Annotated in this window: 29 protein-coding genes and 1 pseudogene; 10 read left to right on the top strand and 20 right to left on the bottom strand. The window is 63.3% G+C overall.

The features are described from left to right. Positions 1-229 precede the first annotated feature (229 nt). Positions 230-510 (bottom strand): annotated as a pseudogene (locus EWE75_RS09470) (DUF427 domain-containing protein). A 315-nt stretch (positions 511-825) separates the two neighbouring features. Here EWE75_RS09470 and EWE75_RS09465 point away from each other — a divergent pair. Beyond that, on the top strand, positions 826-1539 hold the full coding sequence (locus tag EWE75_RS09465; RefSeq protein ID WP_130156770.1) for a glutathione S-transferase N-terminal domain-containing protein: 714 nt from the start codon (positions 826-828) through the stop codon (positions 1537-1539). Further along, positions 1536-2504, top strand: coding sequence for a magnesium and cobalt transport protein CorA (locus tag EWE75_RS09460; protein WP_130156768.1), 969 nt, complete (start codon positions 1536-1538; stop codon positions 2502-2504). The genes EWE75_RS09465 and EWE75_RS09460 overlap by 4 nt, the downstream gene beginning before the upstream one ends. A gap of 73 nt (positions 2505-2577) precedes the next feature. Here EWE75_RS09460 and EWE75_RS09455 read toward each other — a convergent pair whose 3' ends face one another. Next, a complete protein-coding gene (locus EWE75_RS09455; RefSeq protein WP_130156766.1) occupies positions 2578-3075 on the bottom strand; it encodes a DUF417 family protein in 498 nt (165 codons plus the stop codon). A 290-nt stretch (positions 3076-3365) separates the two neighbouring features. Between EWE75_RS09455 and EWE75_RS09450 the strand changes: the two genes are divergently transcribed. Both EWE75_RS09450 and EWE75_RS09445 read left to right on the top strand, forming a co-directional pair. After that, entirely contained in the window at positions 3366-3860 is a 495-nt protein-coding gene (locus EWE75_RS09450; RefSeq protein ID WP_130156764.1) for a DUF417 family protein, read from the top strand. Between the two features lie 65 nt (positions 3861-3925). Next, the gene (locus EWE75_RS09445) at positions 3926-4837 is read left to right on the top strand and encodes a cation diffusion facilitator family transporter (protein WP_130156762.1); all 912 of its coding nucleotides are present in this window, start codon (positions 3926-3928) and stop codon (positions 4835-4837) included. Positions 4838-4916: 79 nt separating this feature from the next. Here the strand turns inward: EWE75_RS09445 and EWE75_RS09440 are convergent, their stop codons facing one another. Further along, positions 4917-5300 carry an NADPH-dependent FMN reductase family protein gene (locus tag EWE75_RS09440; protein ID WP_130156760.1) on the bottom strand — a complete coding sequence of 128 codons (384 nt, stop codon included), beginning with the start codon at positions 5298-5300 and terminating at the stop codon, positions 4917-4919. 303 nt (positions 5301-5603) lie between these two features. Here EWE75_RS09440 and EWE75_RS09435 point away from each other — a divergent pair, with 303 nt between their 5' ends. Together EWE75_RS09435 and EWE75_RS09430 are read left to right on the top strand one after the other, a co-directional pair. Continuing rightward, entirely contained in the window at positions 5604-6512 is a 909-nt protein-coding gene (locus EWE75_RS09435) for a ketopantoate reductase family protein (RefSeq protein ID WP_130156758.1), read from the top strand. 116 nt (positions 6513-6628) lie between these two features. Next, complete coding sequence (locus EWE75_RS09430) at positions 6629-7231, top strand: TetR/AcrR family transcriptional regulator (protein WP_165388321.1); 603 nt, start codon at positions 6629-6631, stop codon at positions 7229-7231. A 273-nt stretch (positions 7232-7504) separates the two neighbouring features. On the opposite strand, the gene EWE75_RS09420 is transcribed toward EWE75_RS09430, so the two are convergent. Further along, a complete protein-coding gene (locus tag EWE75_RS09420; RefSeq protein WP_130156754.1) occupies positions 7505-8251 on the bottom strand; it encodes an alpha/beta fold hydrolase in 747 nt (248 codons plus the stop codon). A gap of 23 nt (positions 8252-8274) precedes the next feature. Then, positions 8275-9474 (bottom strand): outer membrane beta-barrel protein, encoded by a 1200-nt coding sequence (locus EWE75_RS09415; RefSeq protein ID WP_165388320.1) that lies wholly within the window; start codon positions 9472-9474, stop codon positions 8275-8277. Positions 9475-9814: 340 nt separating this feature from the next. Here EWE75_RS09415 and EWE75_RS09410 point away from each other — a divergent pair, with 340 nt between their 5' ends. Continuing rightward, positions 9815-10315: a LysR family substrate-binding domain-containing protein gene (locus EWE75_RS09410; protein ID WP_130156750.1), complete on the top strand. Its 501-nt coding sequence runs from the start codon at positions 9815-9817 to the stop codon at positions 10313-10315. Here the strand turns inward: EWE75_RS09410 and EWE75_RS09405 are convergent. Genes EWE75_RS09405 through EWE75_RS09395 form a run of 3 tightly spaced genes read right to left on the bottom strand, consistent with a single transcriptional unit; the run spans position 10303 to position 12559 of the window. Continuing rightward, positions 10303-10530, bottom strand: coding sequence for a DUF2274 domain-containing protein (locus EWE75_RS09405; protein WP_130156748.1), 228 nt, complete (start codon positions 10528-10530; stop codon positions 10303-10305). The two genes, EWE75_RS09410 and EWE75_RS09405, sit on opposite strands and share 13 nt — an antisense overlap. Further along, positions 10527-11792, bottom strand: a complete 1266-nt coding sequence (locus tag EWE75_RS09400; RefSeq protein WP_130156746.1) for a TraB/TrbI/VirB10 family type IV secretion system protein — start codon at positions 11790-11792, stop codon at positions 10527-10529. The genes EWE75_RS09405 and EWE75_RS09400 overlap by 4 nt, the downstream gene beginning before the upstream one ends. Further along, positions 11789-12559, bottom strand: a complete 771-nt coding sequence (locus EWE75_RS09395) for a TrbG/VirB9 family P-type conjugative transfer protein (protein WP_130156744.1) — start codon at positions 12557-12559, stop codon at positions 11789-11791. Before EWE75_RS09395 ends, EWE75_RS09400 begins: the two co-directional genes overlap by 4 nt. A gap of 573 nt (positions 12560-13132) precedes the next feature. Between EWE75_RS09395 and EWE75_RS09390 the strand changes: the two genes are divergently transcribed. Together EWE75_RS09390 and EWE75_RS09385 are read left to right on the top strand one after the other, a co-directional pair. Continuing rightward, positions 13133-13741 (top strand): type IV toxin-antitoxin system AbiEi family antitoxin domain-containing protein, encoded by a 609-nt coding sequence (locus EWE75_RS09390; protein ID WP_130156742.1) that lies wholly within the window; start codon positions 13133-13135, stop codon positions 13739-13741. Beyond that, positions 13738-14646: a nucleotidyl transferase AbiEii/AbiGii toxin family protein gene (locus EWE75_RS09385; RefSeq protein WP_130156740.1), complete on the top strand. Its 909-nt coding sequence runs from the start codon at positions 13738-13740 to the stop codon at positions 14644-14646. Before EWE75_RS09390 ends, EWE75_RS09385 begins: the two co-directional genes overlap by 4 nt. A gap of 168 nt (positions 14647-14814) precedes the next feature. Here EWE75_RS09385 and EWE75_RS09380 read toward each other — a convergent pair whose 3' ends face one another. From EWE75_RS09380 to guaA, 5 genes are all read right to left on the bottom strand, one after another. Further along, positions 14815-15324, bottom strand: a complete 510-nt coding sequence (locus EWE75_RS09380) for a hypothetical protein (protein ID WP_130156738.1) — start codon at positions 15322-15324, stop codon at positions 14815-14817. Between the two features lie 62 nt (positions 15325-15386). Continuing rightward, positions 15387-15611, bottom strand: coding sequence for a hypothetical protein (locus EWE75_RS09375; RefSeq protein ID WP_130156736.1), 225 nt, complete (start codon positions 15609-15611; stop codon positions 15387-15389). A 182-nt stretch (positions 15612-15793) separates the two neighbouring features. Further along, positions 15794-16186, bottom strand: coding sequence for a hypothetical protein (locus tag EWE75_RS09370; RefSeq protein ID WP_130156734.1), 393 nt, complete (start codon positions 16184-16186; stop codon positions 15794-15796). Beyond that, the gene (locus EWE75_RS09365; protein WP_165388318.1) at positions 16137-16562 is read right to left on the bottom strand and encodes an Arm DNA-binding domain-containing protein; all 426 of its coding nucleotides are present in this window, start codon (positions 16560-16562) and stop codon (positions 16137-16139) included. Before EWE75_RS09365 ends, EWE75_RS09370 begins: the two co-directional genes overlap by 50 nt. Positions 16563-16855: 293 nt before the next feature. After that, complete coding sequence (gene guaA / locus EWE75_RS09360) at positions 16856-18439, bottom strand: glutamine-hydrolyzing GMP synthase (RefSeq protein ID WP_130156732.1); 1584 nt, start codon at positions 18437-18439, stop codon at positions 16856-16858. A gap of 146 nt (positions 18440-18585) precedes the next feature. Here guaA and EWE75_RS09355 point away from each other — a divergent pair, with 146 nt between their 5' ends. Further along, positions 18586-18903 (top strand): tetratricopeptide repeat protein, encoded by a 318-nt coding sequence (locus EWE75_RS09355; protein WP_231708290.1) that lies wholly within the window; start codon positions 18586-18588, stop codon positions 18901-18903. A 36-nt stretch (positions 18904-18939) separates the two neighbouring features. Here EWE75_RS09355 and EWE75_RS09350 read toward each other — a convergent pair whose 3' ends face one another. The 7 genes from EWE75_RS09350 to EWE75_RS09320 form a co-directional block, all read right to left on the bottom strand. Further along, entirely contained in the window at positions 18940-21084 is a 2145-nt protein-coding gene (locus EWE75_RS09350) for a prolyl oligopeptidase family serine peptidase (RefSeq protein ID WP_130156730.1), read from the bottom strand. A 145-nt stretch (positions 21085-21229) separates the two neighbouring features. Beyond that, positions 21230-21649, bottom strand: coding sequence for a 50S ribosomal protein L17 (gene rplQ, locus EWE75_RS09345; RefSeq protein ID WP_069206788.1), 420 nt, complete (start codon positions 21647-21649; stop codon positions 21230-21232). 215 nt (positions 21650-21864) lie between these two features. Next, positions 21865-22929 (bottom strand): DNA-directed RNA polymerase subunit alpha, encoded by a 1065-nt coding sequence (locus tag EWE75_RS09340; protein WP_130156728.1) that lies wholly within the window; start codon positions 22927-22929, stop codon positions 21865-21867. Positions 22930-23029: 100 nt separating this feature from the next. Then, on the bottom strand, positions 23030-23419 hold the full coding sequence (gene rpsK, locus EWE75_RS09335; RefSeq protein ID WP_034161671.1) for a 30S ribosomal protein S11: 390 nt from the start codon (positions 23417-23419) through the stop codon (positions 23030-23032). A gap of 99 nt (positions 23420-23518) precedes the next feature. Beyond that, complete coding sequence (gene rpsM, locus EWE75_RS09330) at positions 23519-23887, bottom strand: 30S ribosomal protein S13 (protein WP_130156727.1); 369 nt, start codon at positions 23885-23887, stop codon at positions 23519-23521. A gap of 183 nt (positions 23888-24070) precedes the next feature. Next, positions 24071-25459: a sensor histidine kinase gene (locus EWE75_RS09325; protein WP_231708289.1), complete on the bottom strand. Its 1389-nt coding sequence runs from the start codon at positions 25457-25459 to the stop codon at positions 24071-24073. Beyond that, positions 25428-26120 (bottom strand): winged helix-turn-helix domain-containing protein, encoded by a 693-nt coding sequence (locus EWE75_RS09320; RefSeq protein WP_130156723.1) that lies wholly within the window; start codon positions 26118-26120, stop codon positions 25428-25430. The genes EWE75_RS09325 and EWE75_RS09320 overlap by 32 nt, the downstream gene beginning before the upstream one ends. Positions 26121-26217 lie beyond the last annotated feature (97 nt).

Below are 26217 nucleotides of genomic sequence, written 5' to 3'. Positions count from 1 at the left end.
CCCCGCGTTCCCGCACCAGCTTCACCGCCTCGAGCTTGAACTCGCGGCTGAACTTCCGTCGTTGCATCTCCATCCTCCGGTTCCAAAAACACCTTATCTCGGTGTCCACGGAAGCGGCAGCAGCTCAGTCGTACCGTCGTTGCCACGTAGTCGGTGTCTGCTCACCGCTTGTCTATTTGATCGTTTGCACCGCGCGGCGAAGATAGCTTCCCCTACCGCGCAGCGACAATCATCTGATCTCGACGCCCTTCCAAAACGCGATTCGATCACGAATGCTTTCGGCTTTGGCCTTCGGCTCTGGATAGTACCAGGCGGCGTCGCGGTTCTCGGCACCGTCAACATGAAGACTGTAGTAGCGCGCAGTTCCCTTCCACGGACAAACTGTCGTCGTGGAGCTAGGTCGAGAAACGACCGGTCTACGGCGTCAGCGGGAAAATAGTGGTTGCCCTCGATGACGACTGTATCGTCGCTGCTAGCAATCAGAGTGCCATTCCATCGTGCTTCAACCATAAAACCTCTCCTGACGCGAACCAGTTACCACAGCCAACGGGCTCCTCGCTTGGTTATTCACCCGACCGCCGAGCCGCTGTCCGCAAGCTCTCGGTTTCCCGCTGATACCCGAGATGGTCTCCCATCATCAGTTGGGGCGAGGAAGCTCTTTGGAGTTGATACCAGATACGGCTTCGGCGGCTGCGCCATATGTCGTTTCACCCGAGGCGTAACCAAGCGCCGAATGCGGACGAATGTAGCAGCAACAGCTCACGACGCACGGGGCGGGGCTCACCCGAGCCAGTCTGCGTGCCTCCATCCGGGGTGGACAATCGAATGACAGACCTGAGTGCGTTTCCAATCACCCGGCGCTGGGCGCCCGTGCATGCCGAGCGGCTGCAGCTCTACGCCTACCCGACCCCGAACGGGGTCAAGGTTTCCATCATGCTCGAGGAAATCGGGCTGCCGTACGAGGCGCACTTCGTCGACATCGGGCAGAACGAATCCAAAGATCCCGCCTTTGTCTCGCTGAACCCGAACGGGCGCATCCCGGCGATACTCGACCCGGACGGACCTGGGGGGCAGCCCTTGGCGCTCTGGGAGTCCGGCGCAATCCTCGTCTACCTGGCAGAGAAGACCGGCAGGTTTCTCGCTACGAACCCCGTCGACCGCTACGAAACCCTGCAGTGGGTTTTCTTTCAGATGGCCGGGATCGGGCCGATGTTCGGCCAGTTCGGATACTTCCACAAGCATGCAGGCCGCGAGATGGACGACAAACGGCCGCTCGAGCGATATCTTGGCGAAACCCGACGGCTGCTGAGTGTGCTGGACGCCCGCCTGACGGGGCGATCGTGGTTGGCCGGCGTCGACGCCGGCGAATATTCCATCGCTGACATTGCCACGCTCGGGTGGGTCAGGGCGCTGGACATCAGCTATGAGGCGGGAGATCTCATTGGCCTCCGAAACTATCCGCACGTGGCAGCATGGCTGCAGCGCTGCTTGGCGCGGACCGCGGTGCAACGCGGGCTCCAAGTCCCGGAGCGCCCGTGACCGTTCTCGGCGCCTGCCGTTACCAGGACGGAAAGCGTACCCGTGACATCCTGCTCGATGACGAGGTGCCCGACCAAATGGACCGGTCGGAGTTCGCATGGATCGATCTTTGTGATCCGACCATGGAGGAGCTTAGCACTCTACAGGATCGTTATGGACTGCACCCGCTCATGGTGCAGGCTTCGCTCGATGCCGACCAGCCTCCCAAGCTCGACGTTTACGGCGATCAACTGTTCGTCATCGCCCGCACCGCGCGCCTTGATGACGATCGAATTCTGTACGGCGCCGTCGCAGTCTTCGTCAGCCATCATCACATTATCATCGTACGTCACAATGCGGCATCGCACGGGGCCGATTTGCGCGCGCAACTGGAAACCGCCCCCAAACTCCTAGCGCAGGGTGTCGACTATGTGTTGCACGCGGTGCTCAACGAAGTCGTGGACGATTACCTGCCCATCTTTGAGATGGTGGAGGACGATGTCCTGGAAATGGAGCGGCGGTCGCTCGACACCTTCCTCGGGCGCGCGGAGGTGGTGCGCATCTTTCATCTTCGGTGCGAGCTTACCCGATTTCAGCGAACGCTCGGACCGATGGGAGAGGTGATCCGCAAACTCGTCCGGGGCCACTACCCGTGCATCAGCGCAGAAGCGCTGCCGTATTTCGACGACGTGATGGACCACGTGATGCGGGTGCAGACGATGGTGGATGGCTTGCTCCAGGTCCTGGTCTCGGTCTTCGAATTGAGCAGCCTGTTAGAACAACAACGAACGGGCGCGATCACACGGCAGCTCGCGGCCTGGGCAGCCATTCTTGCCGTCCCCACCGCCTTGGCAGGCATCTACGGCATGAACTTTCGCTATATGCCGGAACTGGAGTGGCGATACGGCTACTTCGGCGTGGTGGGCATCATGGCCCTACTTTGCAGTCTGCTTTGGCTCCGGTTCAGGCGCGCAGGGTGGCTCTAGGACCCGCCACGCGCTTGAACAGCCGATAGAGGCCGCGCGGTGATCACGCGCGTCGGCCTTTACCAACCGCGGACTATTCCAACGCCGCGCGCCCGGCATTGCTGGACCGAATTGGCGAGGTGCCGGCGGAGCTGGTCACATGGGCGCGGATCGCCTCGCTGGCGGTCCAAAGGGCAGCGCCGAGCAAGGTTGCGTCCTTTATGAGAAACCCCGCATCGGTCGAGGTCGGGTCTAATCCCGGGGTCGAGAACAGGAAGCTCAGCGTCACGAAGAGAGCCCCTGCCGCCGCCAGGCTTCCGAAGGCCGACACCAGTGGCAGCGGCTTACGAACGGCGATTGCGAGCGCGGTGACGACCTCAACGACTCCAATCAGGTTCGACCCGCCCTGTTGGCCGAGAAGAGGGTTAAGCCAGAAGAAGAACGGGCTGTTCTCGGTAAGCGGAGCAATCGCGGCGGCTTCAGGCGCCGTGAACTTGAATAGACCATAGCCCAGGAAGATCAGGACGAGACTGTAACGCAGGATGCCGGCACCGACCCGTTCCAAGTAAGGCTGCAGTTTCTCAATCATCATGGTTTTGATCCTTTAAGTCTGTCTGCGTCGATTTGCAGATCGATCGTCCGTACCTAGCGGTCAGTCGCGTCGGGATGAATGTATGGAGTCCATGCACGCGGCGTATGGTCATTGCTAAAGCGCACCGCCGCCGGGTGTGACGAAGTTTGATCGTCACCTGTATCGTTTCGTCTTTCGCAGACGAACTAGCAGTTCGAGAGCGTGATATTCCGACATCGATCGCAGACCCGCCAGGCGGTGGGCCGCGCTAGGTTTCGAAGGTCCGCCTCTCCTCAACCAGGGAGCAAGCTATGTCCGTTTCACAGTCCGTACCGCCCGCCTCAAATTCGATCTCAAGCCACGTTCGCCGCCTCGGCCGCGTGATCGCGCTCATCGGCATCATTCTGCCGCTGCTGCTGATTGGCTTGAACAAGTTCCAGCCCTTCGAGGTCGAGCTTCTCAAACCGGTGATCGGCGGCACGCCCTGGCTTGCGTGGATGCTCGGGGCGTTCGGCGCCGCCGGAACGGCGCGCCTTCTCGGCGTCGTCGAGGTGTTCACGGCGGTACTTCTCATAGCATCACCATGGTCGAAGCATGCGGCTCTCGCCGCCGGCGTGCTGGCTTCCGGTACGTTCGCGGTCACCTGCTCGACAATGCTGGCGCTACCAATCTGGGAGCCGTCGGCGGGTGGCTTCCCTTATCTCAGCTTCGTGGGCACGTTCCTGCTCAAGGATGTGGCGCTTCTCGGGATCGGCCTGGTCGTGCTCGGAGAAGCGCTGGCTCGGAACGATATCTTGACCCGGTAACATCGACACATGAGCGAGTGCAGTGTCACGTCGGCGCTGCTCGCTCTTCCAAACCGGAGAAGGACATGGGACCGCCAGCCGAGCGTCAAGAGCAGCACCTCCTTCTGTTGTCGGCGACCGGCACGCTCGCGCTGGCTCTCATCGGCATAGCTGTCGGCTTGCTGAGCGGTGCAAAAGCCATCGTGTTTGACGGCGTCTATAGTCTCGCGGACGCGGGATTGACGATGGTTGCATTCTTCGCTGCGCGCCTGATCGCGCGTGGCGCCGATCGCCGCTTTCAGTATGGATACTGGCACATCGAGCCGATGCTCGGCTTCGTGAACGGCAGCGTGCTAATGCTGGCTTGCGTCTACGCGCTGGTGGATGGCGCCGATGCGATGCTGATGGGTGGCCGCCAGGTGACCTTTGGGCCGGGCATTGCCTATGCAGTTGCGAGCGCCGCTATATGTCTGGGGATCTACCTCTTTGTCCGGCGCAAAGGCCGCGGGCTTGGATCCTCGCTCCTCGAGCTGGACGCCCGAGCCTGGCTGTTCAGTGGTCTCCTAAACACCGGGCTAGCCATCGCCTTCATTATCGCCCTTCTTCTGGATGGGACGTCGGCCGAGCATCTGGCGATGTACTTCGATCCTGCGATCCTGATCCTGCTTGCGCTGGGTATGGCTCCTCTACCCATACGCTCTTTGCTGGCCTCCGGCCGCGAGATCCTTCAGATCGCACCCCCCGATCTCGATGCGCACGTGAGCAAGATCGCGAGCGAGGTTGCTGCACGGCATGGCTTCATCGAGCATCGATCCTACGTCTCGCGCGTGGGTCGGGTCCAATTTGTCGAAATTGGCTTCGTCGGTGCGTCCGCGTCCACCGCCATGACCTTGGGCGCACTCGATTCTATCCGACAGGAGGTGGCGGACGCCATGGGAGGCTTGCGCCCTGGCTATTGGCTGACGATCGATTTCACCGCTGATCCCCAGTGGATCTGAACGCATGTCGAATTAGCGATGAAACGACGGTGTGCCCCAGACCCACGCGAATGGCTTTGTTGTTTTCGCGAGGATTCGCTTAGGTTTTGGTAAGCCACCGCGCAGCTGCTTCACCGCTACTATCCGGGCTTGAGTTGAACGCGATGGGAGTTTGGGGCGCCCCGTTCCGAACAGCATCGACAACCTGCTCAAACTCAGGAACGTGCTTGGTGGTCATGCGAACACCAGCGCCGATCACGATACAATCGTAAGCCTTGCTTGCGAGCCGGTCCAAAATGTCATGACGAAAATTTCCATCTGCTCGGATCGGAAGATGCTCTGCTTCCCAGCCCCGATCTAGCATCAACTGCACGTCCCTTTTGATACCTTCGGCGACAACGGCCCCGGTCAAGCCTGGCGGAATTGCAGGATCGGTAAAATCGACTGCGTCAGGGGCATACCCAATCACCAACACGCGAACCATCTGCGTCTCCTTTTGAACGTCAGCTGGTGAGCGTCGACGCCAGCCTTGAGCGATCCGATCACGTGTAGTGACTTGCGCGTGCCAAGTCGCGTTCCGGAGCGAGGATCTCGCAGAAATTATCGGATCAAGGGTCATGCCACGCGACACGCATTCCGCAGCATGTCGGGGGACATGTAGCTCGTCCATCGCGACGACAAAAGGGGATCCGAGGCATTATCTAGACACTGGATAGATTTTCGTTGACTCCAGCTTCAGAGGAGCTAATTCGATCATCTAGACACCGTCAACATTGGGAAAACGCTCATGGTCTCGTCAGCTACAGCACTGCGCATTGCCATCCTCGGTGTCGGCAGGATCGGCAGTACCTTTGCCTTCCAACTTGCTGCGGTCGGCGGGCACGATGTCACCGTGATAGCGCGGCCGGGATCCGAACGCCTGCACCAGCTCCAGCGTGATGGGGCGATCGTCGAAGCCCAAGGCGCACGGGCCAACGTGACCGTTGCCGAAACGCTGGATGAGCAAGTGCCTTATGATCTCGTGATCGTCACGTTGCTCGCCCATCAGGTCGAGCCTCTCCTACCGGCCGTGCACCGCAGCGCGGCCAAATCCGTCCAGTTTATGTTCAATACATTTGACCCAGAGCGGCTGCAGCAGGTGATCGGAGAAGACCGCTGCACGTTCGGCATGCCCTTCGTACAAGCCCTGCTGAGTGACGACGGCCGGCTCTCGAGCACGATCGGCGCGGGAGGCCAGAAGACGCTGATGGCGCAGCAACGCTGGGTCGATGTGTTCAATGCGGCGGGATTGCCCGCGGCGCTGGAGAGCAACATGCCCCTATGGCTTCGCTGCCATACGCCACTCTGCGTAGCATTTGAAAGCGTATCGATCGCCGGCATGCGGCGCGGTGGCGGGGCATCCTGGCATGAGGCGATGGTGCTGGCACGAGGGGTTCATGCGAGCTTTCATTTGATCGAGAGCTTGGGACATACCGTTTATCCGACGTCGAAAAAGGTCATGGCGCGTAGCCCGTCGGCGGCATTGGCCGCGATATTGTGGACCCTGTCGCGTGTCCGCTCATTCCGGGAAGTGCTGGCGACCGGGAAGGCTGAATGCAACGCCTTGGTTGATGCTATGGCAGCCTCTGCGACCGGCACGTTACCGCCTACCAGCATCGCCAAGATCGCGGCTATGAAACCCGTTCCTACCGCCTAAACGGAGGCTCGCATGACCGTCGTTGGTGTCACTCGTTTTCGGATCCGTACGTTGCGCTACTTACCGTTGTTCCTGTTTCACGCCGGTCGCCCGATCTCGCAGGCATGCAAAGCGCGATGAGCCAGACCTATCATCATGGCGCGTTGCGGGAGGCGATGATCGCCGCCGCCGAGACAATCCTCGAGCGAGACGGTATTGCTGCTCTCACCCTGCGTGCGGCGGCGCGTGAGGCGGGGGTATCACATGGCGCCCCAGCGCACCACTTCGGAAACCTTTCAGGGCTGCTCAGCGAACTGGCGGCATCCGGCTTCCTCCGTCTTCGACAGTATCTTCTCGATGCTGTGGTAAACGCGGAGCCCACTCAGCACATGGCGGGACTGAGCCGCGGCTATGTTGCGTTTGCCCGGTCCGCGCCTGGGCTTTTCCGGCTGATGTTCCGATCGGAACAGCTCGATTGGTCCAACCATGCGCTGTCCGCCGCCGGCGGCGCCGCGTTTGCGATGCTACTTCCCGAAGCCAGCGTGGACGAAGCAGACAGAAAGCCAATTTCCTTACCCCTGCTCGGCCGTGCCATGGCGCATTGGTCCATGGTTCATGGTCTGTCGACCTTGCTGATTGATGGACGGCTCAGCGCCGTGGGCAGGGAGTTATCTCCAGGGGTCGGCGTCGAAGCTTTGGTCGAAGAAATCTTGCGGAGCGGTGTAGCGCATTTAGAGTAGAGCTGCAGGGCAGCCCTGTAGCCCATGGCGCTGTCAAACTGCGCCTGCTCGGCCCATTCCTTGGGGTTGTACGGCGCCTTCGGGCTTATGCGCGGGTGTCCACCCCGGATCCGGATTTGGCGTTGCAGATGGATGCCCTCAACGCGGCCGGCTGCGAACACATCGCGACCGACATGCATTCTGACGAGGTTGCGATTTTTTCGACCGGCCGGTAGCAATAAGAGGCGGCGGACGGGGGGCGTCGTCCGCCGCCTAAGGCTGCCAGGCGGGGAGTTAGCGGGCAGCCTTCTCGATCAGCGCGGCAACTGCGGCCGGCTGCGAGACGTATACGGCGTGGCTCGCCGCGATCTCGATGGTGTCAGCGTGCGAGCGCTTATACATGGAGCGCTCGAGCTCGGGGTTGATCGCGCGGTCTTTGGTCGCAACGATTGCGAAGCTGGGCTTTGACTTCCAGGCCGGCACGGTCGCGGTGGCAGATGCGGCCTTCACCGAGAGAAAGACCTGGGAGCGGGCCATGAAGTCTGCCTGCGCAGCCGGGAGATCGGCGCAAAAGTCGGCATGGTAATGCGCCGGGTCGAGGTAGAGGAAGCCGTCGGCGGTCGTTTTGACGGATGTGCCGGCCGGGGGCTTGCTTGCACCAAGAGACCCAAGGCTCTCCCCGACCTCGGGCTGGAAGGCCGCGACATACACAAGGCTCTTCACGTGCGCGTTGTTGCCGGCACCGGTGATGATCATTCCGCCGTAACTATGACCGACGAGGACGGTAGGGCCGTCCTGAAGATCGAGCACGCGGTTGGTCGCCGAAATGTCGTCCTCGAGCGAGGTCTCCGGCTGTTGGACGATGGTGACTTTGTAGCCGTCCTTAGTAAGGATGTCCGAAACGGCAGCCCAACCCGACCCGTCGGCGAAGGCGCCGTGGACAAGCACGACGTTCTTGACCGCGCCTGCGGGCGTAGCGGTGGCGGGAACTGCCGTGGCGGAAGCGAGCAGTGCGCAAGCGATGCGGAGTGTTCCAGTCATTGACGTTCTCCCATGATGAAAGCTTAGAAGCCGATGATCAGGTCTGCGCCCGCCATGAAAGCGCCCCGATCCTTGAGGTCGTTGAATGGTCGCGTATTGCTGAGCGATCGGTCGTATCTTATTTCCGGTCGAATAATTACCTGCGCAAGCTTCTGAAGAACGGCTGGCCGGATGCTCGCGCCGGCAGTCCAAGAGCCATATGTTGCGCCGGGCCCCGTGACGACCTGAGCAGGATCACCTGCAACAGATTTAATAAAGCTCTGATTGCCTAGAAACAGCGCTGTGAATTGCCCGGTTTCGTCGCGATAGATTTCGGCTCGAACGCTCAGCGACAGTCGAGGATTGGCTTTGTACGTGGCGAAGCCCATCAATGCATAGGTGGCTGCCCGCAGACCTTCGTCGTAGAGATAATTTGCTTCAAGCCCCAGCGATACCGTCTTCGTTGGATTGTAGAGCACGCTAACGTCGTTCCAGTACCTCATCTGGCTATCGGCATGTGGGAACAGTCTGCGCGGAAGCTCCGGGCCGATCCGCGTCGTCGCAAAAATCGAGAGGCGGCCGTCATCCAGATCGTGGAGAACCATCCCCAAATATCCTGCGGGCGCGCCGTTGTGATCCCCTCCACCGAATGAGACCTGATTGCCGCTGTCCAACTGGGAAAAAACGTCGAGATGGGGGCCAACATGGACAGTGGCGATCGCACCGACGTGCTGAAACGGCACCAGGAAATTGGCCGTGTAGCTCAGCGAGAAAAACGGCCGAAGGTGCGGGTCGAGGGTCTCGATACCCATAGCTCCCGGGAGGATTCCGATCTTCAGGTCGACCCCGCGATTTGTCAGCCACGGCAGATGGGCTGCGACGTTGGCTTGACTGATAGCGATCTGGTTACGAGCGCTGATCCAGTCGTCGTTGATGCCGAGAATCCCATCGTACCGCGCATCGCTGCCGTACATCGCCTGAAAATTGAAACCCACACCGTAGACCCCTTCCGGCGCTATTGGCGTGCGGGAGACGGTCAGAAGAACCTGGTTCAGCTGGGGGGCATTCGCACGATCGTGAAAGAGCTGACCAAAATTTCCGCTCCGTGGGTTCGCCGGATTTAGATAGATCACGGCCTCTGCTTGGATTGCGACCGTGATCGATCCTTCCGCTGCCCTACTCTCTGCTTCGCTTTGCAGGCCCCCGGGCACCATTGGCTCGACGATTTCTCTGGGCATCAACATGGGTGCCGCAGAGCGCCCCGCGCGGTCTTCGACGACAGGCTCTCCCACGGTTGTTTGTGCGCTTGCAGGCCTAGTGGCACCGAGCATCGACATGCAAAGAGTCGCGACTCCTAACACCTGACGAACCCGCCACCCTTGAAAGATCGCACCGATGCGAACTGATCCGATCGAATTCGGGGCGCACGCAGAGCTTTGGCCAAAGCTAAAAGGTTTCATGATGACGGTTCCCCCCGCACCTCGCCTGATGGCAACTTACGGAGGGTATTCGATGGCCGCCTGGCACAGGTTACAAAACTCGACCACGCCGCTCAGGAAAAGTTGTTCATAGTCCGTAGGGAGCCTGACACAAGCGTTGCATACGCGCTCGATCGATTTCGCCGTAATCAGCGGAGATATTCCGGAGATCGGACTGCAGCGCCGCGCGATGTGGACCGAGCGCGTCATGATAATGGTCCATGAGGGCCATACACTTGCTCAAAAAGAGCGCATCTACTGGCCCGACCTGCGCGGCGAACGATTCATTCTCCCACGACAGGATCCGGGAAGCGACCTCGCCGGCATGGTCACGGCTCGGCTCATCGAGCCGGGTTGGAAGCCGGACGTAGAAACGCAGGAGGTCAGTCGCGAGAACGTGGCTAATTTGGTGCCAATCGGACGCTACGTTACGCTCACGACGGACACGACGCTTGGCCGAATCCTGCCCGGCATCGTTCTGCGCGATATCCACGAGATGTCCGGACACATCTGCCACATCGCCTATGCGGGGTATTGGCGAAGCGACAATTCGAGCCCGGCGCTATCCCGGCTCCTCAAGCTCGTCGGGGAACGCTACCCGCCGTAAGGCCTGCGACCCTTTTTGAAGCCGCGATCGGTCGCCATGAAGCGGGCGAGCATGGGCGCAACCAGCCGCGCCGGCTCGATCGGCTGGGCTTCTCCGGTCTGGCGGGCGAGCGCCTCGCCATAGGCGACGAGATCGCGATGCACGGCCGCGGGCAGCTCGACCGCCAGTTTGACCGGGCGCTCCTCGGTGATGGCGCTGAGCTTTAGCGCGGTCATCGTGCCGCCCTCCAAGGCTCCAGCACGAGGTCGCGGCTGACCAGCACCCGCACTGGAAAGCCTGGGCGAATTGTGAGAGTCGGCGGGATATTGAGCTGGCGTCGGACGATCTCCTGACCGGCCTGGTTGAAGGTGGTCTGGCCACCCTCGCGCAGCGCGCGGACAAGGTCGTCGTCGCTGTTGGTCGCGAGATCGGCGCCAAAGCTCAACAGCGTTGAGAGACCTGCCGCCTTGGCGAGGCCGATCCAATGTTCATCGAGCTTGTCTTCGAGGCCGCCGAACCCGGCCGCGTCGCCGGCCGGCTGCCGCTCGAGCACGATCGAGCGGCCGTCGGGCAGGATCAGCCGTGTCCACGCCAGCAGAACCCGGCGCTGGCCGAAGCCGACCTGGTCGTCATAATCGGCGACCAGCCGCGAGCCCTGGGGGACTAGCAGTATCCGCCCAGTCGGGCTGTCATAGACATTCTCGGTGACCTGCGCGGTTACTTGGCTTGGAAGATCGGAGCGCAGCCCGGTGATCAGCGCGGCGGATATAACGCTGCCCGCCTGGACCACATAAGGCGAGACGGGCGCGCTGAGCCGCTCGGCGCTCGGCGTGCGGTGGTCAACCTCGCCGTTGAGGAAGGCGCGCCGGGCGCTGCCGGCCGGCGTCGCGGTCGCCGCTGCCGCCGAAGATGGTCCGGCGAGCGCGGCCAGCGCTGGCGAGGAAAAATCCGAGCCGGCTAGCATGGACGTACCGGCCGTGGATCCAGCACCGCGACCGCCCGCCGCCTGGCCACCGAGGAAGACGCCGCTGGTCCGAGCGGAATCGCGCTCCTGCAGCGCCCGCTGCCGCGCCGCCTGGGCGGCGGTTTGGGCCGGCGTCTGCGGCGAGGTTTCGCTCGGGTGGCCCATCGGCGGCGGCGGAATCGTCTCGCCGCGCTGCTGGGCGCTCACGATCGGTCGGCCAAGATCGCCGGGCAGAGGCGGTCCAAGCTTGGGGACGTCACCGTAGTTCTTGGGCGCACTGGTGATGGCTTCGGCGGTCGTGCGGCTGTCGGTATTGTATAGCTCTTCCGCCGTCTTCTTGGCCGGCGGCTGCAGGGCATAGATAAGGGCGCCGCCGATCCCGACGCAGGCCACCGTGCCCATGGCGGCGAGCGCCCGGCGAGATAGGCGCATGACCCTGGGCGGTTCGCCGCGCAGGCGTAGGTCGGGCGGCGGCTCGTTGCCGAGCGGCCGATCGGCGGCGTCTTCGTCGCGACCCCGGTCGATATCGCTCATCGCCGCGACCTTCCGTCGGTGCGCTCGATCCGGACGCGCTGGGCGGACGCCTTGTCGCCCATTTTCAGTTCGGCGGCGGCGAACAGGCGATCGACGATCATGTGGTGGCCGTTGACGCGATAGTTCACCAGTTCGCCGTTGCCGCCCGCGCCGATGACGAACAAGGGCGGCATCTCGCCCTGGCCGATTCCGGCGGGGAATTCGATATAGACTTGGCGCCCGTCGTCGAAGGCGCGGAGCGGCCGCCAGGGCGGCTGGTCGCCCTCGATCCGGTAGCGGAAGTTGATTGCGGCGATGTCGATCCCGGACGCGACCGGCGCGGCCGCGGCGGCGGCAATATTCTGGCCTCGCAGCGCGATCAGGCGGTCCTGCGGATAGGCCCAAAATACGGACGCCATGTAGGTCGTCGAGGTCGCGCGCAGTTCGAGGTGATAGGTGCGGCGATCGGTGTTGATGACGAGCCAGCACCGCACCGCCTGCGTCTTCTTGGTCTCCCTGCGCTTGGCGCGCAGCAGATAGGCCAGCCTGCGGCCCTCGCCTGCGGTGACCAGATAGAAGCCGGTCGGCTTTCCGTCCACGATCTCCGGCTCGATCACGATGTTCTGGATCAGGCCCTTGTGCGCGATCGACGCGGCCAGCGCTTCGATCGTGGCCTCGCTATGCGGCACCTTACGGGCATTCCTGGGCGACTTCTTGAGCTTGTTCAGCGGCACGAAAAGGATGCGGCTGTCCTGCTCGGTCGTTTCGATCTGAACGGTATCGGTCATCTTGCTGCTCCTTGGGCTTGGGTTTCCGCGCAGCGGAGCGCCGCGCTGAAACCCTGCCCGTCGGCGAGACCCGGGGGTGCAACCGGAGGGGCGGCTTCGCGGGGAACCGGCTGCACGGACCCCGGCCTTGAGCCGGGGGGAGGAAGCTGGGCGGAAGACGATCCGAAGGGCGCCGGGGGCAGAGCCCCAAGCAGCCGCGCCGCTCGCGGCGCCACAGAAACGCACCCTTGCGGCGGCCGGCCGGCCGGCGCGGCGGCGTGCGCGCGGGCCTGGGGGCCAGCCGCCGCCGTGCCCTCCGGACAGAGAAAGAGTGCAACGCGGGCGCGAGAACGCGCGCACCCTGACCGGCTTCACCAGAAGCTGGCAGTGTGCGCTCCCTCGATTCCGCGTGCCATCCGGGGCGTTGTGGGGGGCGGCCCCCCGCAGAAGGGGTACGGCCAGCCCTCGGCTGGCCGTCAGGGGAAAGCATTCCCCCCACGCATCGGTGGCTAAGGTCGGGTCAGGCCGCATCCGACGGAATGATACAAAACCTTGGTCATTGTATGTAAATACCGAGGACTTATATCATGCCGCATGGAACCGACCACTCATAGAGAACGGGCCCTGGAGGTCGTCCGCCACCGCGGCATTGCGCGCGGCCGCGATTTCGACGCGGCCGGCGTCACGCGCGCGACCCTGCAAAGACTGCGCGATGAAGGCGTCCTCCAGCAGATCGGCCGCGGCCTCTACAAGCTGGCCGATGCGGACGTCGACAGTGCGACGAGCCTGGCCGAGGCAGTGCGTATCCAGCCACGCGGAATCATCTGCCTGCTCTCGGCGCTGCAGTTCCACGAGCTGACCACGCAGATCCCCCATGCGGTGTGGATGATGCTCGGCCAAAAGGAGTGGGCACCGGTGAATCCGTCCGTGGCGCTGAAGATCGTCCGCGCGAGCGGCGAAGCGCTGACAGCGGGCGTGGAGACGTACATCATCGACGGCGTTCCCGTGCCCATCACCGTACCGGCCAAGACCGTCGCCGATTGCTTCAAGCACCGCAACAAGATCGGTATCGACGTGGCGGTCGAGGCGCTGCGCGATTTCATGAAGTCCCGGCCCCGGCCGGACCTCAATGCGATCTACCGTTATGCGCAGCTCGATCGGGTCCAATCGGTGATCCGGCCCTATCTCGAAGCCATGACATGAGCCGGCCGCCCAAGAACATGGCGATCTCAGTGCACGACCGGCTGACGGCGCGCGCCCGCGAGCGCCGCGAAAACGCACAGCTGTTGATGACTCGCTATGTCATCGAACGCCTGCTCTTCCGCCTGAGCGTGTCGCCACATCGCGAGCGGTTCGTACTCAAGGACGCGATGCTGTTCAGCCTGTGGGCGGCCGCCCCCTATCGCGCCACCGGCGACCTCGATCTGCTCGGCATCGGCGAGAACGCGCCCGAGCAGCTCGCAGCGGTTTTTCAGGAAATCCTTGGCGTCGCAGTCGATGACGACGGCATCGTGTTCCGGCCCGAAACCCAGCGCGCAGCCGCAGCCCGCGCCGAGGATGAATATGCCGGCGTCCGTATCGACTTCGTCGCCGAACTCGCCGGCGCGCGCCTGCCGATGCACGTCGATATCGGCTATGGCGACGCGATCACACCGGGCGCGCACGAGATTGAATATCCGTCGCTGCTCGGCCAGCCCACCGCGCATCTTCGGGCCTATCCGCCCGAAATGGTCGTGGCCGAGAAATTCCACGCCATGGTCGCGCTCGGCATGCTGAGCACGCGCCTCAAGGATTTCTACGACATCTGGGCGATCGCGGGATCGTTCGCGTTTGATGGCGCCGTGCTGTCGCGCGCCATCCAGGCCACCTTCAATCGCCGCCAAACCCCGCTGCCCGCCGAGACGCCCCCGGCGCTCACGCCCGCCTTCGCGGACGAGAAGCAGGCTCAATGGACAACGTTCCTGCGGCGGACCGAAATCGCGCTGGCGCCCGAACCATTCGCGGCGATCCAGGCGCAAATCGCGGCGCTGGTGATGCCGCCGGCGCTGAGCCAAGGTGCCGCCTTTGCCGGCGAATGGCCCAGTGGCGGTCCTTGGCAGAAGAAGTGACGATGTGCTGTGCAGAAGGCCATTTCGGCAGATCTCGCCACCGCGCTCGGCTGGCTCGAGCGCGAATATGCTGAGGACAACGGTGAAGGGTTCTGGTGCAACCGATCGATCATCACGCGCGCGTTGGCGGACGGCGATCTTTGGGTCATTCGGCGTGCTCGGTTTGAGCTAGGACGCCCGCTTGGGCCGGTGTTGCTCAAGCCCCCATGCCCAGCATTCGTCACGACATTGGTGATGAAAGGCCAGCCCGTCACTCACGCCGATCCCCAACCGCTGCGCACCGGCGACGAAACCCGCGAGCGCCTCTTCGCCGAGCTCGCCGTCGGTCACATTGCCCTGATTGACGCAAATCGCCGTCAGCAAAGGCAAGCCGCGAACATGGCAGATGTCGAGTAGTCGATCGAGATGACCGTTTGGTCCGTTCATTTGATGGCGAGCTTTGGACCAGTCCACACTGCTTGCGGCGGCCAAGGACCCATAGGATGTGCAAACCCTGTCGATTGCCGCCTGCTTGAGATGATCGAGCGACCGATCAAAATCGAGGAGCTGCTTGAGCTGGAAACGGCGCACGCGTTCTTCCAACAGCAGGTGATACAACGGCGCGGTCGTCGCACGGCTATTTTCGTGGTTTTTGATCCACGTCTCAATCTCAGGGTCGGTCTTCGTCGCCAAATCCACGCGCGCACTCCATAGTCAGCTTCGGCCTATAATCGGCAGCGGCGACCGCCGGTCGACGGACACTATTCCGCATCCTCTGCTGCCAGGGATGACGAATCAACAATCCTCGGGAGATTCTCCGCCAGCGCCAGCACGGTCGATGCGGCACCGCGGGCAGCCATTCGCCGGAAATCGTCCGCGAACTCGCCAAGGCCGGCCGGGTCATCGCTCTTTTCCCTGAGCGATCGTAGCGCGTGCTCATATCCCAGCAAAAGGATGCGCATCCCGAGCACGAACTTCTCGGTCACGACTTCCTTTGCAACGCTGCTGCGCTGGGTCGTACGACACCGGAGATGGTAGGCATTGTCGTAATTGATCTTGTAGAGCGTCTCGCCGTTGCCGAGGTCCGTTACCTCGCCGCCGTCATGCTCGGTAAACCCTTCCGGCCATTTCTCGGTCTCGACATTCGCGACGGTGCGTCCGTCGCGCGTCAGCAGAGCAAAATGCGGAAGCCCATGGGTGGGTGCCCTGACCCTGCTTCCTTTTTCGGCTTGGGGCGATCAAGGCGCGGCGCAGCGTTGTCCTCTTCCGTTACGCGCTCCGGCACGAGCTTGATGCGGATCGGCGCGGTAAACAGGGCTTCAGGCATGGCCCGGTCGGTCAGCCCAATGATCACATCCATTTCGTCGCCCACAACGAACGTCGGATCGGCCGGCGGAAGGTGAATGTTGAGGCGCCCGTCTCTCAGATGCTCCCGAACGATGAACCGCTCCCGGAGCGCGGCATCCAGCAGGACCGTGCCGCGGTTATCGGCGCGCTGAAGGTAGCCGTTTTCAACGTCCGTGATCGTTTGAAGGGCGCGACCCCGCAGGCAGCAACTCACGCTCGAAGATCGAGCGGCGCATCGCGCGGGTGCTATCGGCCATAGGCGCCGCAGCCAGCCACTTCTCGCCGAACTGGCTAAAGCTCGTGGCTTCCTTGATCCGGCGCTTGTCCCTTTGCTTTTCAATTGAAGGCGATAGCCCTTCCTGGACCATACGCTTGGCGTCGATGCACTTCTCACGCGCACGCGCCAACGAAAGGCCGGAAGGCCCATATTTTCCAATAGTTACGGTCTCGCGCCTGCCGTTCAGACGGTAATCCAGGCGAAAGGAGATGGTGCCATTCGTCCCGACCCGCACATACATGCCGTCACGGTCCGAAACCTTGTAGGCTTTCTCTTTTGGTTTCAAATGCTTGAGTGCTGCATCGGTCAACATCGCAAGGGCCTCCGATCATTTTTACCGTCACCCCTAAAACGCACCTCTCCCGACCCAAAAAGCGCACCGTTTCCAGTGACTTAGGCGGAACAAATTACCGTCAGGGGCTGTTGTATCCCTGACGGTAACCGCGATTTTGGCGACGGACAAGAGGAGGCGATACCGTCGGATCACCCGACGGATTTGAATGCTGCCCACCGATTGTCATTGAATGTCTCTGTGATAAAAATAAATTTTATCAGGTACTTACGTCGTATTCCGGCGTAGTCTCGGCCCCCTCTGGAGGGCCTAAATCATTCCCACTCGATCGTGCCGGGCGGCTTGCTCGTATAGTCGTACGTTACGCGGTTGACGCCCCGCACCTCGTTGACGATGCGGGTAGAGACGCGCGCGAGGAAGCCGCCGGGGAACTCGAAGGCCTGTGCGGTCATGCCGTCGGTCGAGGTGACGGCGCGCAAGGCCAGCACGTTGTCGTAGGTGCGGCCGTCGCCCATCACGCCGACGCTGCGCACCGGCAGCAGGACCGCAAAGGCTTGCCAGATCGTATCGTACAGGCCGGCATTGCGGATCTCCTCGAGGTAGATCGCATCGGCCTTGCGCAGAATGTCGCAGCGCTCCTTGGTCACCTCGCCGGGGATGCGGATTGCGAGGCCCGGCCCCGGAAATGGATGCCGCCCGACGAACGCTTCGGGCAGACCAAGTTCACGACCGAGCGCGCGGACCTCGTCCTTGAACAATTCGCGCAGCGGCTCGACGAGCTGCATGTTCATCCGCTCGGGCAGGCCACCGACATTGTGGTGGCTCTTGATCGTCACCGAAGGGCCGCCGGTGAAGCTGACGCTCTCGATCACGTCGGGGTAGAGCGTGCCTTGCGCGAGGAAATCGGCGCCGCCGACCTTTTTCGCCTCAGCCTCGAACAGATCGATGAACGCCGCGCCGATGAACTTGCGCTTCTTCTCCGGGTCAGTAACGCCGGCGAGGCCCGCAAGGAAGGTCGCCTCGGCATTCACATGGACGAGCGGGATGTTGTACGAATTGCGGAACAGGCTGACGACCTGATCGGCCTCGCCGCTGCGCATCAGCCCATGATCGACGAACACGCAAGTGAGCTGCTCGCCGATCGCCTCGTGGATCAGCACCGCCGCCACCGCCGAATCGACGCCACCCGACAGACCGCAGATCACCCGGCCCCCATTTTTTCCAACGCCGACCTGCTTGCGGATGTCGGCGATCTTGGCGGCGCGGAACTCGGCCATCGTCCACTCGCCGGAAAGACCGCAGACGTGGCGGACGAAATTGGCGAGGAATTTGGCGCCGTCGGGCGTGTGGACCACCTCGGGGTGGAACTGCGTCGCATAATAGCGGCGCGCATCGTCGGCGACGACCGCGAACGGCGAACCGGGGCTGACCGCGACCGGGCGGAAGCCGGGTGCCAATTCGATCACCTTGTCGCCGTGGCTCATCCAGACCTGATGACGCTCTTGCGGAGCCCACAGCCCGTCGAACAGCACGCAATCATCCTGGATTTCGATGAACGCCTGCCCGAATTCGCCCGACTCGCCGAGCACCACTTGCCCGCCGAGCTGCTGCATCATCACTTGCTGACCGTAACAGATGCCGAGCACCGGCACGCCGCTTTCGAACACCACCGGCGGCACACGCGGCGAACCCTCGTCCAGCACCGAGGCCGGGCTACCCGAGAGGATCACGCCCTTGGGCTGCATTCGCGCGAACGCCTCTGCGGCAGTCGTGAAGGGTACGATCTCGCTATAGACGCCCGCTTCGCGAACGCGTCGGGCGATAAGCTGCGTCACCTGGCTGCCGAAATCGACGATCAGGACGGAGTCGGGCAGTATCGAATCAGTGGGATGTGTCATGGCGAGCCGATACCGGCTCGCGCCCCATCGCGCCAGCCCGCGCCGTGGGTTGGGAAACTGTAACAAAAAACCATTTCACAAATATGACCCATATGTGTCATCATTCTGTAACATCGCAAAACGCGGTGATTTGGAAGGATGATCTCATGGCTAAGATGATTGCTCTCGCATTGCTTGTCGCCGCGCCGCTGTCGGCGGTTCCGGCAGTGGCCGCCCCCGCCAATATCGGCACAATCTCCACGCTCGAGGCCGTTGCCTCGGTGAACCCGAACGATGGCGGCACCGCGATCGAACTCGCGCAGGCCTATCTGCGCGCCGACCGCCCAGGCGAGGCGATGAACCACTATCGTCGCGCGCTCGCGCTCGACAATGTCATGCTGGAAACACGCTTCGGCGACGCGATCTGGTCGCATACGGTCGCGCGGCAAGCGCTCAAGACCGTGACGGCGCTCTCGGCGCGTTGACCTATCGGCAGGGGCGCCGTGGCGCCCCTGCTCGTTCTATTCGACCGGCTTGATCGCCAGCCCGGTCCATTTCGCCGCGAACGCCCATGCGTCCGCCGTCTCGGCGATCACCTTGTCGGTCGGTTTGCCGCTGCCGTGGCCCGCGCGGGTCTCGATACGGATGAGATGCGGCTTCGGGCCGATATCCGCCGCCTGCAACGCCGCCGCATATTTGAAGCTGTGCCCCGGCACGACACGATCGTCGGTGTCCGCGGTTTCCGCGAGGATCGCGGGATACGCCCGGCCACCCTTGATGTTGTGATAGGGTGAATAGGCATAGAGCGTGCGGAAATCGGCTTCCTTCGAGGGATAGCCGTAATCATCGACCCAATAGCGCCCGGCCGTAAACCGATCGAAGCGCAGCATATCCATCACGCCGACCGCTGGCAGCGCCGCCGCGAACAGATCGGGCCGCTGGTTGGTGACCGCGCCGACCAGCAGGCCGCCGTTCGATCCGCCCTGAATGGCGAGGCCGTCCTTCGACGTGATGCCTTCCGCCTTGAGATATTCGCCCGCCGCGATGAAATCGTCGAACACGTTCTGCTTGTTGGCGAGCCGACCGCCGTCGTGCCACGCCTTGCCATATTCGCCGCCGCCACGAATATTGGCGACCACGAGCACCCCGCCCTGCTCCAGCCACGCGATCCGCGTCGCCGAGAACGCCGGCGTTACCGAGATGTTGAACCCGCCATAGGCATAGAGCAACGTCGGCGCCGGCGCGGTCACATCCTTGCGACGGACGACGAACATCGGCACCTTCGTCCCGTCCTTCGATGCGTAGAAACGCTGCTCGACCGCGTACGCGGCGGGATCGAACGCGACCTTCGGTTGCGCCCAGACGGTCGACGTGTCGGTCTTCACGTCGTAACGGTAGATCGTCGTCGGCGTGGCGAAGCTGGTGAAGGCGTAGAACGCCTCGCTGTCATCCTGCGTGCCGCTGCCGCCGGTCACCGCACCGATGCCGGGCAGCGCGACCTTGCCTGCGGGCGTACCGTCGAGGCTGTAGCGGCGCACTTCGGATTTCACATCGACCAGATAGTCGGCGACGATCTTGCCGCCGAGGATCGACGCACTCTCCAGCACCGCGCCGTTCTTGTCCTCGGGCACGACCTCGTGGATCAGCACGTCGGCCGAGCGCGCATAGAGGTTGGTGGAGACGATCCGCAATCGCGGCGCGTCCTTGTTGGTCGACCAGTAGAAAGTGCCGCCTGCGTTGCCGACCAGGGTCCACTCGTTGACCAGCCCCTTGACGATGGTGCGCGGGGTCGGCGTCGGCGCGGTCAGATCGATGACGGTGATCTCATAGCGATTGTCGGTGCCTTCGGTGGTGGTGATGACCAGCCACTTGCCGTCCTCGGTCAGTTGCGCGCCGTGGCCACGCTTGGGATGATCGGGCGTCTCGTAGATCAGCCGGTCGCTCGCCTGCGGCGTGCCGAGCTTGTGAAAATAGACTTTCTGGTTCTCGTTGAGTGCCTGGAATTTCTCGCCCGACGGCGGCGCCGGAAAGCGGGAGTAATAGAAGCCTGAACCGTCCTTCGCCCAGGCCAGCCCGGAGAACTTCACCCACTCGACCGTATCGGGCAGCACCGTGCCGCTGGCGACATCGAGAATCTTGAGCGTGCGCCAGTCGGTGCCACCATCCTGCACGCCGTAGAGCAATTTGCTGCCGTCCTCCGATGGCACCCATTCGGACAGCGCGGTCGCCCCGTCCTTCGACCATGTGTTCGGGTCGATCAGCACGCGGCCCGTGCCTGTCAGGCTGTCGCGGACGAACAGCACCGCCTGGTTCTGCAAGCCGGCGTTGTGCGTGTAGAAATACCGCCCGCCCTTCTTCACCGGAATCCCGAACCGCTCGTAATCGAGCAAGGTCTTGAGCCGCGCGGCGAGAATATCGCGGCCCGGCAAGGTCGCGAGATATGCGCTGGTGGTCGCGGTCTGCGCATCGACCCACGCTTTCACCTTCGCATCGGTGCGAACGTCGTTCTCCAGCCAGCGATACGGATCGGCGACCTTGACCCCAAACTGCTCATCGACCTGATCGACGCGGGGGGTGGCGGGATAGGTCATGGTCGGGGCCTTGCTGGTCTGGGCGAGAACGGGGGCGGAAAGAACAAGCGCGATCAACGGCATGGCGCGGCGCATCGGACACTCCGAAAACGAAAAAAGGAGCCGCACCGTAGCAGGTGCGACTCCTTTCTCAACTCGATCTCAAACCGTTCGTGTCGAGCGCAGTCGAGACACAGGGCACAACGCCTGCCCCTCGACTTCGCTCGGGGCGAACGGAGATTTACGCGGCCTCGTAATCCTCGTCCGACATTACCGGGCCGGAATCCTGGCCCTTGGCCGAAACGTCGCGATCGACGAACTCGATGATCGCCATCGGCGACGCGTCCGAAGCGCGGATGCCGGCCTTGACGATGCGGGTATAGCCGCCGTTGCGCGAGGCGTAGCGATCGGCCAGCACGTCGAACAGCTTCACCAACTGCGCATCATCGAGCAGCCGCGCGTGCGCGAGACGGCGGTTCGAAAGACCACCCTTCTTGGCGAGCGTGATGAGCTTCTCGACGTAGGGACGCAGTTCCTTCGCCTTGGCGACGGTGGTGGTGATCTGCTCGTGCTTAATGAGCGCTGCCGACATGTTGCGGAACAGCGCGATGCGGTGGGCCGAGGTCCGCTGAAGCTTACGGCCGCCTACACGATGACGCATTGGTATATCCTTTTCGTTCGTTAAGGGGCCGTGTCACGGAACCCCAGACCTGGTGGCTGTTGAGGCCGCCACCACCGCCATGTTCCCCCGCGAAGGCGGGGGGCCAGTTCTTGCAAACAGCGCCGCAGCGAAGCCGCGTCGTCGGACGGTGCCTGTCGGCACCGCCGGCCGGGCTGACGTCGTCTCCGGGTTAGCTTGCGCTAACCCGGTGCGACTTAGCCCATGATTTCCTGCTCGAGCTTCTTCGCCATCTCTTCGATGTTCTCGGGCGGCCAGCCGGGGATTTCCATACCGAGACGGAGACCCATCGACGAAAGCACTTCCTTGATCTCGTTGAGCGACTTGCGGCCGAAGTTCGGCGTGCGCAGCATCTCGGCTTCGGTCTTCTGGACCAGATCGCCGATGTAGATGATGTTGTCGTTCTTGAGGCAATTGGCCGAGCGCACCGACAGTTCGAGCTCGTCGACCTTCTTGAGCAGGTAACGGTTGATCTGCTGGGTATCGCCCGAAACCTCGCTGGTCGCGGCCGGTGCCGCAACGCCGACCGGCGCCGAGCGGGTCATCGCCGAATCGTCGAAGTGGACGAACAGCGCCAACTGGTCCTGCAGGATGCGCCCGGCATAGCCGACCGCGTCCTCGGGGGTGACGGTGCCATCGGTCTCGATCGTCAGCGTGAGCTTGTCGTAATCGAGTTCCTGCCCGACGCGGGTGTTCTCAACCTTGTACGACACCTGCCGCACCGGCGAATACAGCGCATCGACCGGAATCAGGCCGATCGGCGCATCGGCCGGACGGTTGGCGACCGCTGCGACATAGCCCTTACCGACATCGGCGGTGAGTTCCATGTTGAGCGTCGCGCCGTCATCGAGATGGCACAGCACGAGCTTGGGATTCATCACTTCGATGTCGCCCGTAACCGCGATGTCGCCCGCCGTGACGGTGGCCGGGCCGGTCGCCGAGAGCTGGAGGCGCTTCGGCCCCTCGCCCTGCATACGCAGCGCGATCTGCTTCACGTTGAGGACGATGTCGGTCACATCCTCGCGCACGCCGGCGAGCGAGGAGAATTCGTGCAGGACGTTCTCGATCTTGATCGAGGTGACGGCGGCACCCTGGAGCGACGACAGCAGCACACGGCGCAGCGCGTTGCCGAGCGTCAGGCCGAAGCCACGCTCGAGCGGCTCGGCAACGAAGGTCGCCTTGCGCTTGGCATCGCCGCCCGGCTTCACTTCGAGGCCGTTGGGCTTCTTCAATTCCTGCCAGTTCTTAGCATTGACGGACACGGGCTTCCCCTTGGTTTTGGGCGGGAGCAGGAGGGCAACTCCGGCCTTGGGCGAATCGTCCGCGACCGGCGGCGATCAACCGCGCACGGACGAGACGAATTCAGACGCGGCGGCGCTTCGAGGGGCGAACGCCGTTGTGCGGGATCGAGGTGACGTCCCGGATCGAGGTGATCTGGAAGCCGACCGCCTGGAGCGCGCGCAGCGCCGATTCGCGGCCCGAGCCGGGGCCCTTGACCTCGACTTCGAGCGTGCGGACGCCGTGCTCGGCGGCCTTCTTGCCGGCGTCCTCGGCTGCGACCTGCGCCGCATACGGAGTCGACTTGCGGCTGCCCTTGAAGCCCATCATGCCTGCCGACGACCACGAGATCGCGTTGCCCTGGGCATCGGTGATCGTGATCATGGTGTTGTTGAAGCTGGCGTTCACATGGGCCACGCCCGACGTGATGTTCTTCCGCTCGCGGCGCTTGATGCGCTGTGGTTCGCGTGCCATTTTTTCGTCCTATTCCTATATCCTGAGACGGAAGGCGGCGGGCGGTAGCGCCCGGCGCGCCTCCGGCGGAGAAAAAGCTGAATCAGTCCCCCGGACTGATTACTTCTTCTTGCCCGCGATCGGCTTCGCCTTGCCCTTGCGGGTGCGCGCATTGGTATGCGTGCGCTGGCCCCGAACCGGCAGGCCCTTGCGGTGACGCAGGCCGCGGTAGCAGGCGAGGTCCATCAGACGCTTGATGTTCATCGCGGTCTGACGGCGCAGATCGCCCTCAACGGTGATATCTGCGTCGATCGTCTCGCGGATCTGCAGCACTTCCGAATCGGTGAGATCCTGAACGCGGCGCTCCGGCGCGATGCCCAGCTTGGCGGTGATTTGCTGTGCCTTGGTATTACCGATACCGTGGATATAGGTGAGCGCGATCACCACGCGCTTGTTGGTCGGGATGTTGACGCCCGCGATACGTGCCATGAAATCTGTTCTCCTGCTCCACAGGGTCTGCATGGCTGCATACCCCATCTCAACGCGTTGCCTGTTCCAAGACGCACAATTGCGGCGCGCGCCATGAGCGCCGCCGTAGCCGGTGTGTCGGAGAGAAGCGCACGTAAGGACTCGGCTCCACGCTGTCAAGCGGATCAAGCCGGCTCGCGGTCGCTAAAGCGGCACCACGATCGCGACGATCAGACCCGGCGCATTGTCGCCCAGTTCCAGCCGCCCGCCATGCAGCCGCGCCACCGCCTCGACCAGCGCCATCCCCAGCCCTGCGCCGGGCGTGGTACGTGCGCGGTCGAGCCTCCCGAAACGGCGCAGCGCCTGCGCACGGTCCGCCTCGGCGATGCCCGGGCCGCGATCCTCGACCTGGAAGCGCAGCCAGCCCTCGTCCGGTATCAACCGCAGCGTCACCGCGCCACCCGCCCCGGCGTGCCGCAAGGCGTTGTCGATCAGATTGGTGATCGCCTGTATCATCAATTCGCGGTGCAGGATCACCCGCGCGCCGTCGCCCTCGATCGCGGTGGTGAACGCCATGCCGGCATCCTCCACCACCGGCGCGTACAGTTCGGCGATCTCCTCGACCAACGCCGCCGGATCGACGCTGGTGAAACGGTCGCGTGAGAGCGACTCGGCGCGGCTGATCTCGATCAGCGTGGTCAGCATCCGCATCACCAGATCGGTCTCGACGAGCAGCCCGCTCATCGCCGCCTCGCGCTGCTCCGGGTCACTGTGGAGCACCGCCGCCTCGGCCTTGCTGCGCAACCGCGCTAGCGGCGAGCGCAGATCGTGCGCGAAACCGTCGGTAACGACACGCAATTCTGTCATCAGCCGTTCGACCTTGTCGAGCATCGCGTTGAGCCGCGAGGCGAGCCGGTCGAATGCGTCCTGGCCGCCGGCCAGTCCGCCCACCCGGCGAGTCAGGTCGCCAGCGGCGACGCCTTCGATCACGTCAGACACTTCATTGAGGCGGTGGCCGACGTAGCGCGTCACCGCCAGCCCGACCAGGATGCCGAGCACCAACGACAGCAACGTCGCCGCGACCATCGCCTGTTCGATACCGCGCTGCTCCTGCTCCCAATCATCGAGCAAGCGCCCGCTGATGAGGAAATCCATCCCGATCCGCCGTACCGCATACCCGGCCTCGCGCTCCGACCAGGGCCGGGCGCCGCCGAGCGTGCCGATACGGAAAGTCGTGGGTTCGGGCGCGCCGACCAGCGTGATATCCCGCGGGCCGACACCGATCCGCCGTACCCCACCGCCGTCGACGACGGCGAGGATCAGCGAAATATCCCCCGGCGCGCGCGCCTCGGCGATCGCCCGCGACAGCGCCGGCATCCCGCCCGAGCGCCACACCGAGACGAGCGCATCCGACTGTTCAATCGTGTCGCGGCGCAACGCATCGATCGAATCGTCGTGAATCTGCCGCCACACGAACGCGACCAGCACGAGGTTCGAGATCAACGCCAGCGCGATCGCCAGCAACGCGATCCGCGCGGTGACGGTGAGGCGGAACGGGCGCTTAACCGTCGGCAGAGAGTCGATATCCGGCACCGCGCACGGTATGCAGGATCGGCGCGCGGAAGCCATCCTCGATCTTGCGTCTCAGCCGCCCGATATGGACATCGACCACGTTCGAGCCCGGATCGAAATGGTAGTTCCAGATCTTCTCCAGCATCATCGTGCGCGTCACCACCTGCCCGGCATGGCGCGCGAGATATTCGAGCAGGTTGAATTCGCGCGCGCCAAGCGGGATAGCCCGCCCCTCGCGCGTCACCGTGCGCGCGAGCAGGTCGATCTCGAGATCGCCGACGCTGAGCTTGGTCACCTGGTTCTTGGATACCGCGAGATCGACCCGGCGCAGCAGCGCTTCGATCCGCGCGAACAGTTCGGCAAAGGAGAACGGCTTGCAGAGATAATCGTCGGCACCCGCTTTCAGCCCGTCGATGCGGTCATCGACCGTCGCCAGCGCGGAGAGCATCAGCACCGGCGTGCGGATGCCCGCCGCGCGGATCGCACCGATCATCGCCAAACCGTCGAGCCCCGGCAACATCCGATCGGCGATGACGAGATCGAAAATGCCCTCACTGGCGAGGAACAGCCCGTCGCGCCCGTCGACCGCAGTCTCGATCGAGAAGCCGGCCTCGCCCAGCCCCTTGGCCAGATAGGCGGCGGTGGCGGCGTCATCTTCGACGATCAGGATCTTGCGGGTCATGGGCTGCGACATTCCAGACGGGCCCTCTAGCCTAGAACGGATTGAGGCCGGCGGAAAGATAACCTTCCGCCGGCCAACGGCGCCCCCGGGAGTGCGG

This window comes from Sphingomonas populi, assembly GCF_004208535.1.
Lineage (GTDB): Bacteria > Pseudomonadota > Alphaproteobacteria > Sphingomonadales > Sphingomonadaceae > Sphingomonas > Sphingomonas populi.
The sequence above is the reverse complement of the archived record's forward strand: the minus strand, read 5'-3'. Positions and strand labels throughout refer to the sequence as shown.

Excerpts from the sequence above, each read along its gene's own strand:
- EWE75_RS09465 (WP_130156770.1), top strand. The coding sequence starts at position 826 with ATGACAGACCTGAGTGCGTTTCCAATCACCCGGCGCTGGGCGCCCGTG.
- EWE75_RS09455 (WP_130156766.1), bottom strand. The coding sequence starts at position 3,075 with ATGATGATTGAGAAACTGCAGCCTTACTTGGAACGGGTCGGTGCCGGC.
- EWE75_RS09450 (WP_130156764.1), top strand. The coding sequence starts at position 3,366 with ATGTCCGTTTCACAGTCCGTACCGCCCGCCTCAAATTCGATCTCAAGC.
- EWE75_RS09445 (WP_130156762.1), top strand. The coding sequence starts at position 3,926 with ATGGGACCGCCAGCCGAGCGTCAAGAGCAGCACCTCCTTCTGTTGTCG.
- EWE75_RS09440 (WP_130156760.1), bottom strand. The coding sequence starts at position 5,300 with ATGGTTCGCGTGTTGGTGATTGGGTATGCCCCTGACGCAGTCGATTTT.
- EWE75_RS09435 (WP_130156758.1), top strand. The coding sequence starts at position 5,604 with ATGGTCTCGTCAGCTACAGCACTGCGCATTGCCATCCTCGGTGTCGGC.
- EWE75_RS09430 (WP_165388321.1), top strand. The coding sequence starts at position 6,629 with ATGAGCCAGACCTATCATCATGGCGCGTTGCGGGAGGCGATGATCGCC.
- EWE75_RS09420 (WP_130156754.1), bottom strand. The coding sequence starts at position 8,251 with ATGACTGGAACACTCCGCATCGCTTGCGCACTGCTCGCTTCCGCCACG.
- EWE75_RS09415 (WP_165388320.1), bottom strand. The coding sequence starts at position 9,474 with ATGTTGATGCCCAGAGAAATCGTCGAGCCAATGGTGCCCGGGGGCCTG.
- EWE75_RS09405 (WP_130156748.1), bottom strand. The coding sequence starts at position 10,530 with ATGACCGCGCTAAAGCTCAGCGCCATCACCGAGGAGCGCCCGGTCAAA.
- EWE75_RS09400 (WP_130156746.1), bottom strand. The coding sequence starts at position 11,792 with ATGAGCGATATCGACCGGGGTCGCGACGAAGACGCCGCCGATCGGCCG.
- EWE75_RS09395 (WP_130156744.1), bottom strand. The coding sequence starts at position 12,559 with ATGACCGATACCGTTCAGATCGAAACGACCGAGCAGGACAGCCGCATC.
- EWE75_RS09390 (WP_130156742.1), top strand. The coding sequence starts at position 13,133 with ATGGAACCGACCACTCATAGAGAACGGGCCCTGGAGGTCGTCCGCCAC.
- EWE75_RS09385 (WP_130156740.1), top strand. The coding sequence starts at position 13,738 with ATGAGCCGGCCGCCCAAGAACATGGCGATCTCAGTGCACGACCGGCTG.
- EWE75_RS09365 (WP_165388318.1), bottom strand. The coding sequence starts at position 16,562 with ATGTTGACCGATGCAGCACTCAAGCATTTGAAACCAAAAGAGAAAGCC.
- guaA (WP_130156732.1), bottom strand. The coding sequence starts at position 18,439 with ATGACACATCCCACTGATTCGATACTGCCCGACTCCGTCCTGATCGTC.
- EWE75_RS09355 (WP_231708290.1), top strand. The coding sequence starts at position 18,586 with ATGGCTAAGATGATTGCTCTCGCATTGCTTGTCGCCGCGCCGCTGTCG.
- EWE75_RS09350 (WP_130156730.1), bottom strand. The coding sequence starts at position 21,084 with ATGCGCCGCGCCATGCCGTTGATCGCGCTTGTTCTTTCCGCCCCCGTT.
- rplQ (WP_069206788.1), bottom strand. The coding sequence starts at position 21,649 with ATGCGTCATCGTGTAGGCGGCCGTAAGCTTCAGCGGACCTCGGCCCAC.
- rpsK (WP_034161671.1), bottom strand. The coding sequence starts at position 23,419 with ATGGCACGCGAACCACAGCGCATCAAGCGCCGCGAGCGGAAGAACATC.
- rpsM (WP_130156727.1), bottom strand. The coding sequence starts at position 23,887 with ATGGCACGTATCGCGGGCGTCAACATCCCGACCAACAAGCGCGTGGTG.
- EWE75_RS09320 (WP_130156723.1), bottom strand. The coding sequence starts at position 26,120 with ATGACCCGCAAGATCCTGATCGTCGAAGATGACGCCGCCACCGCCGCC.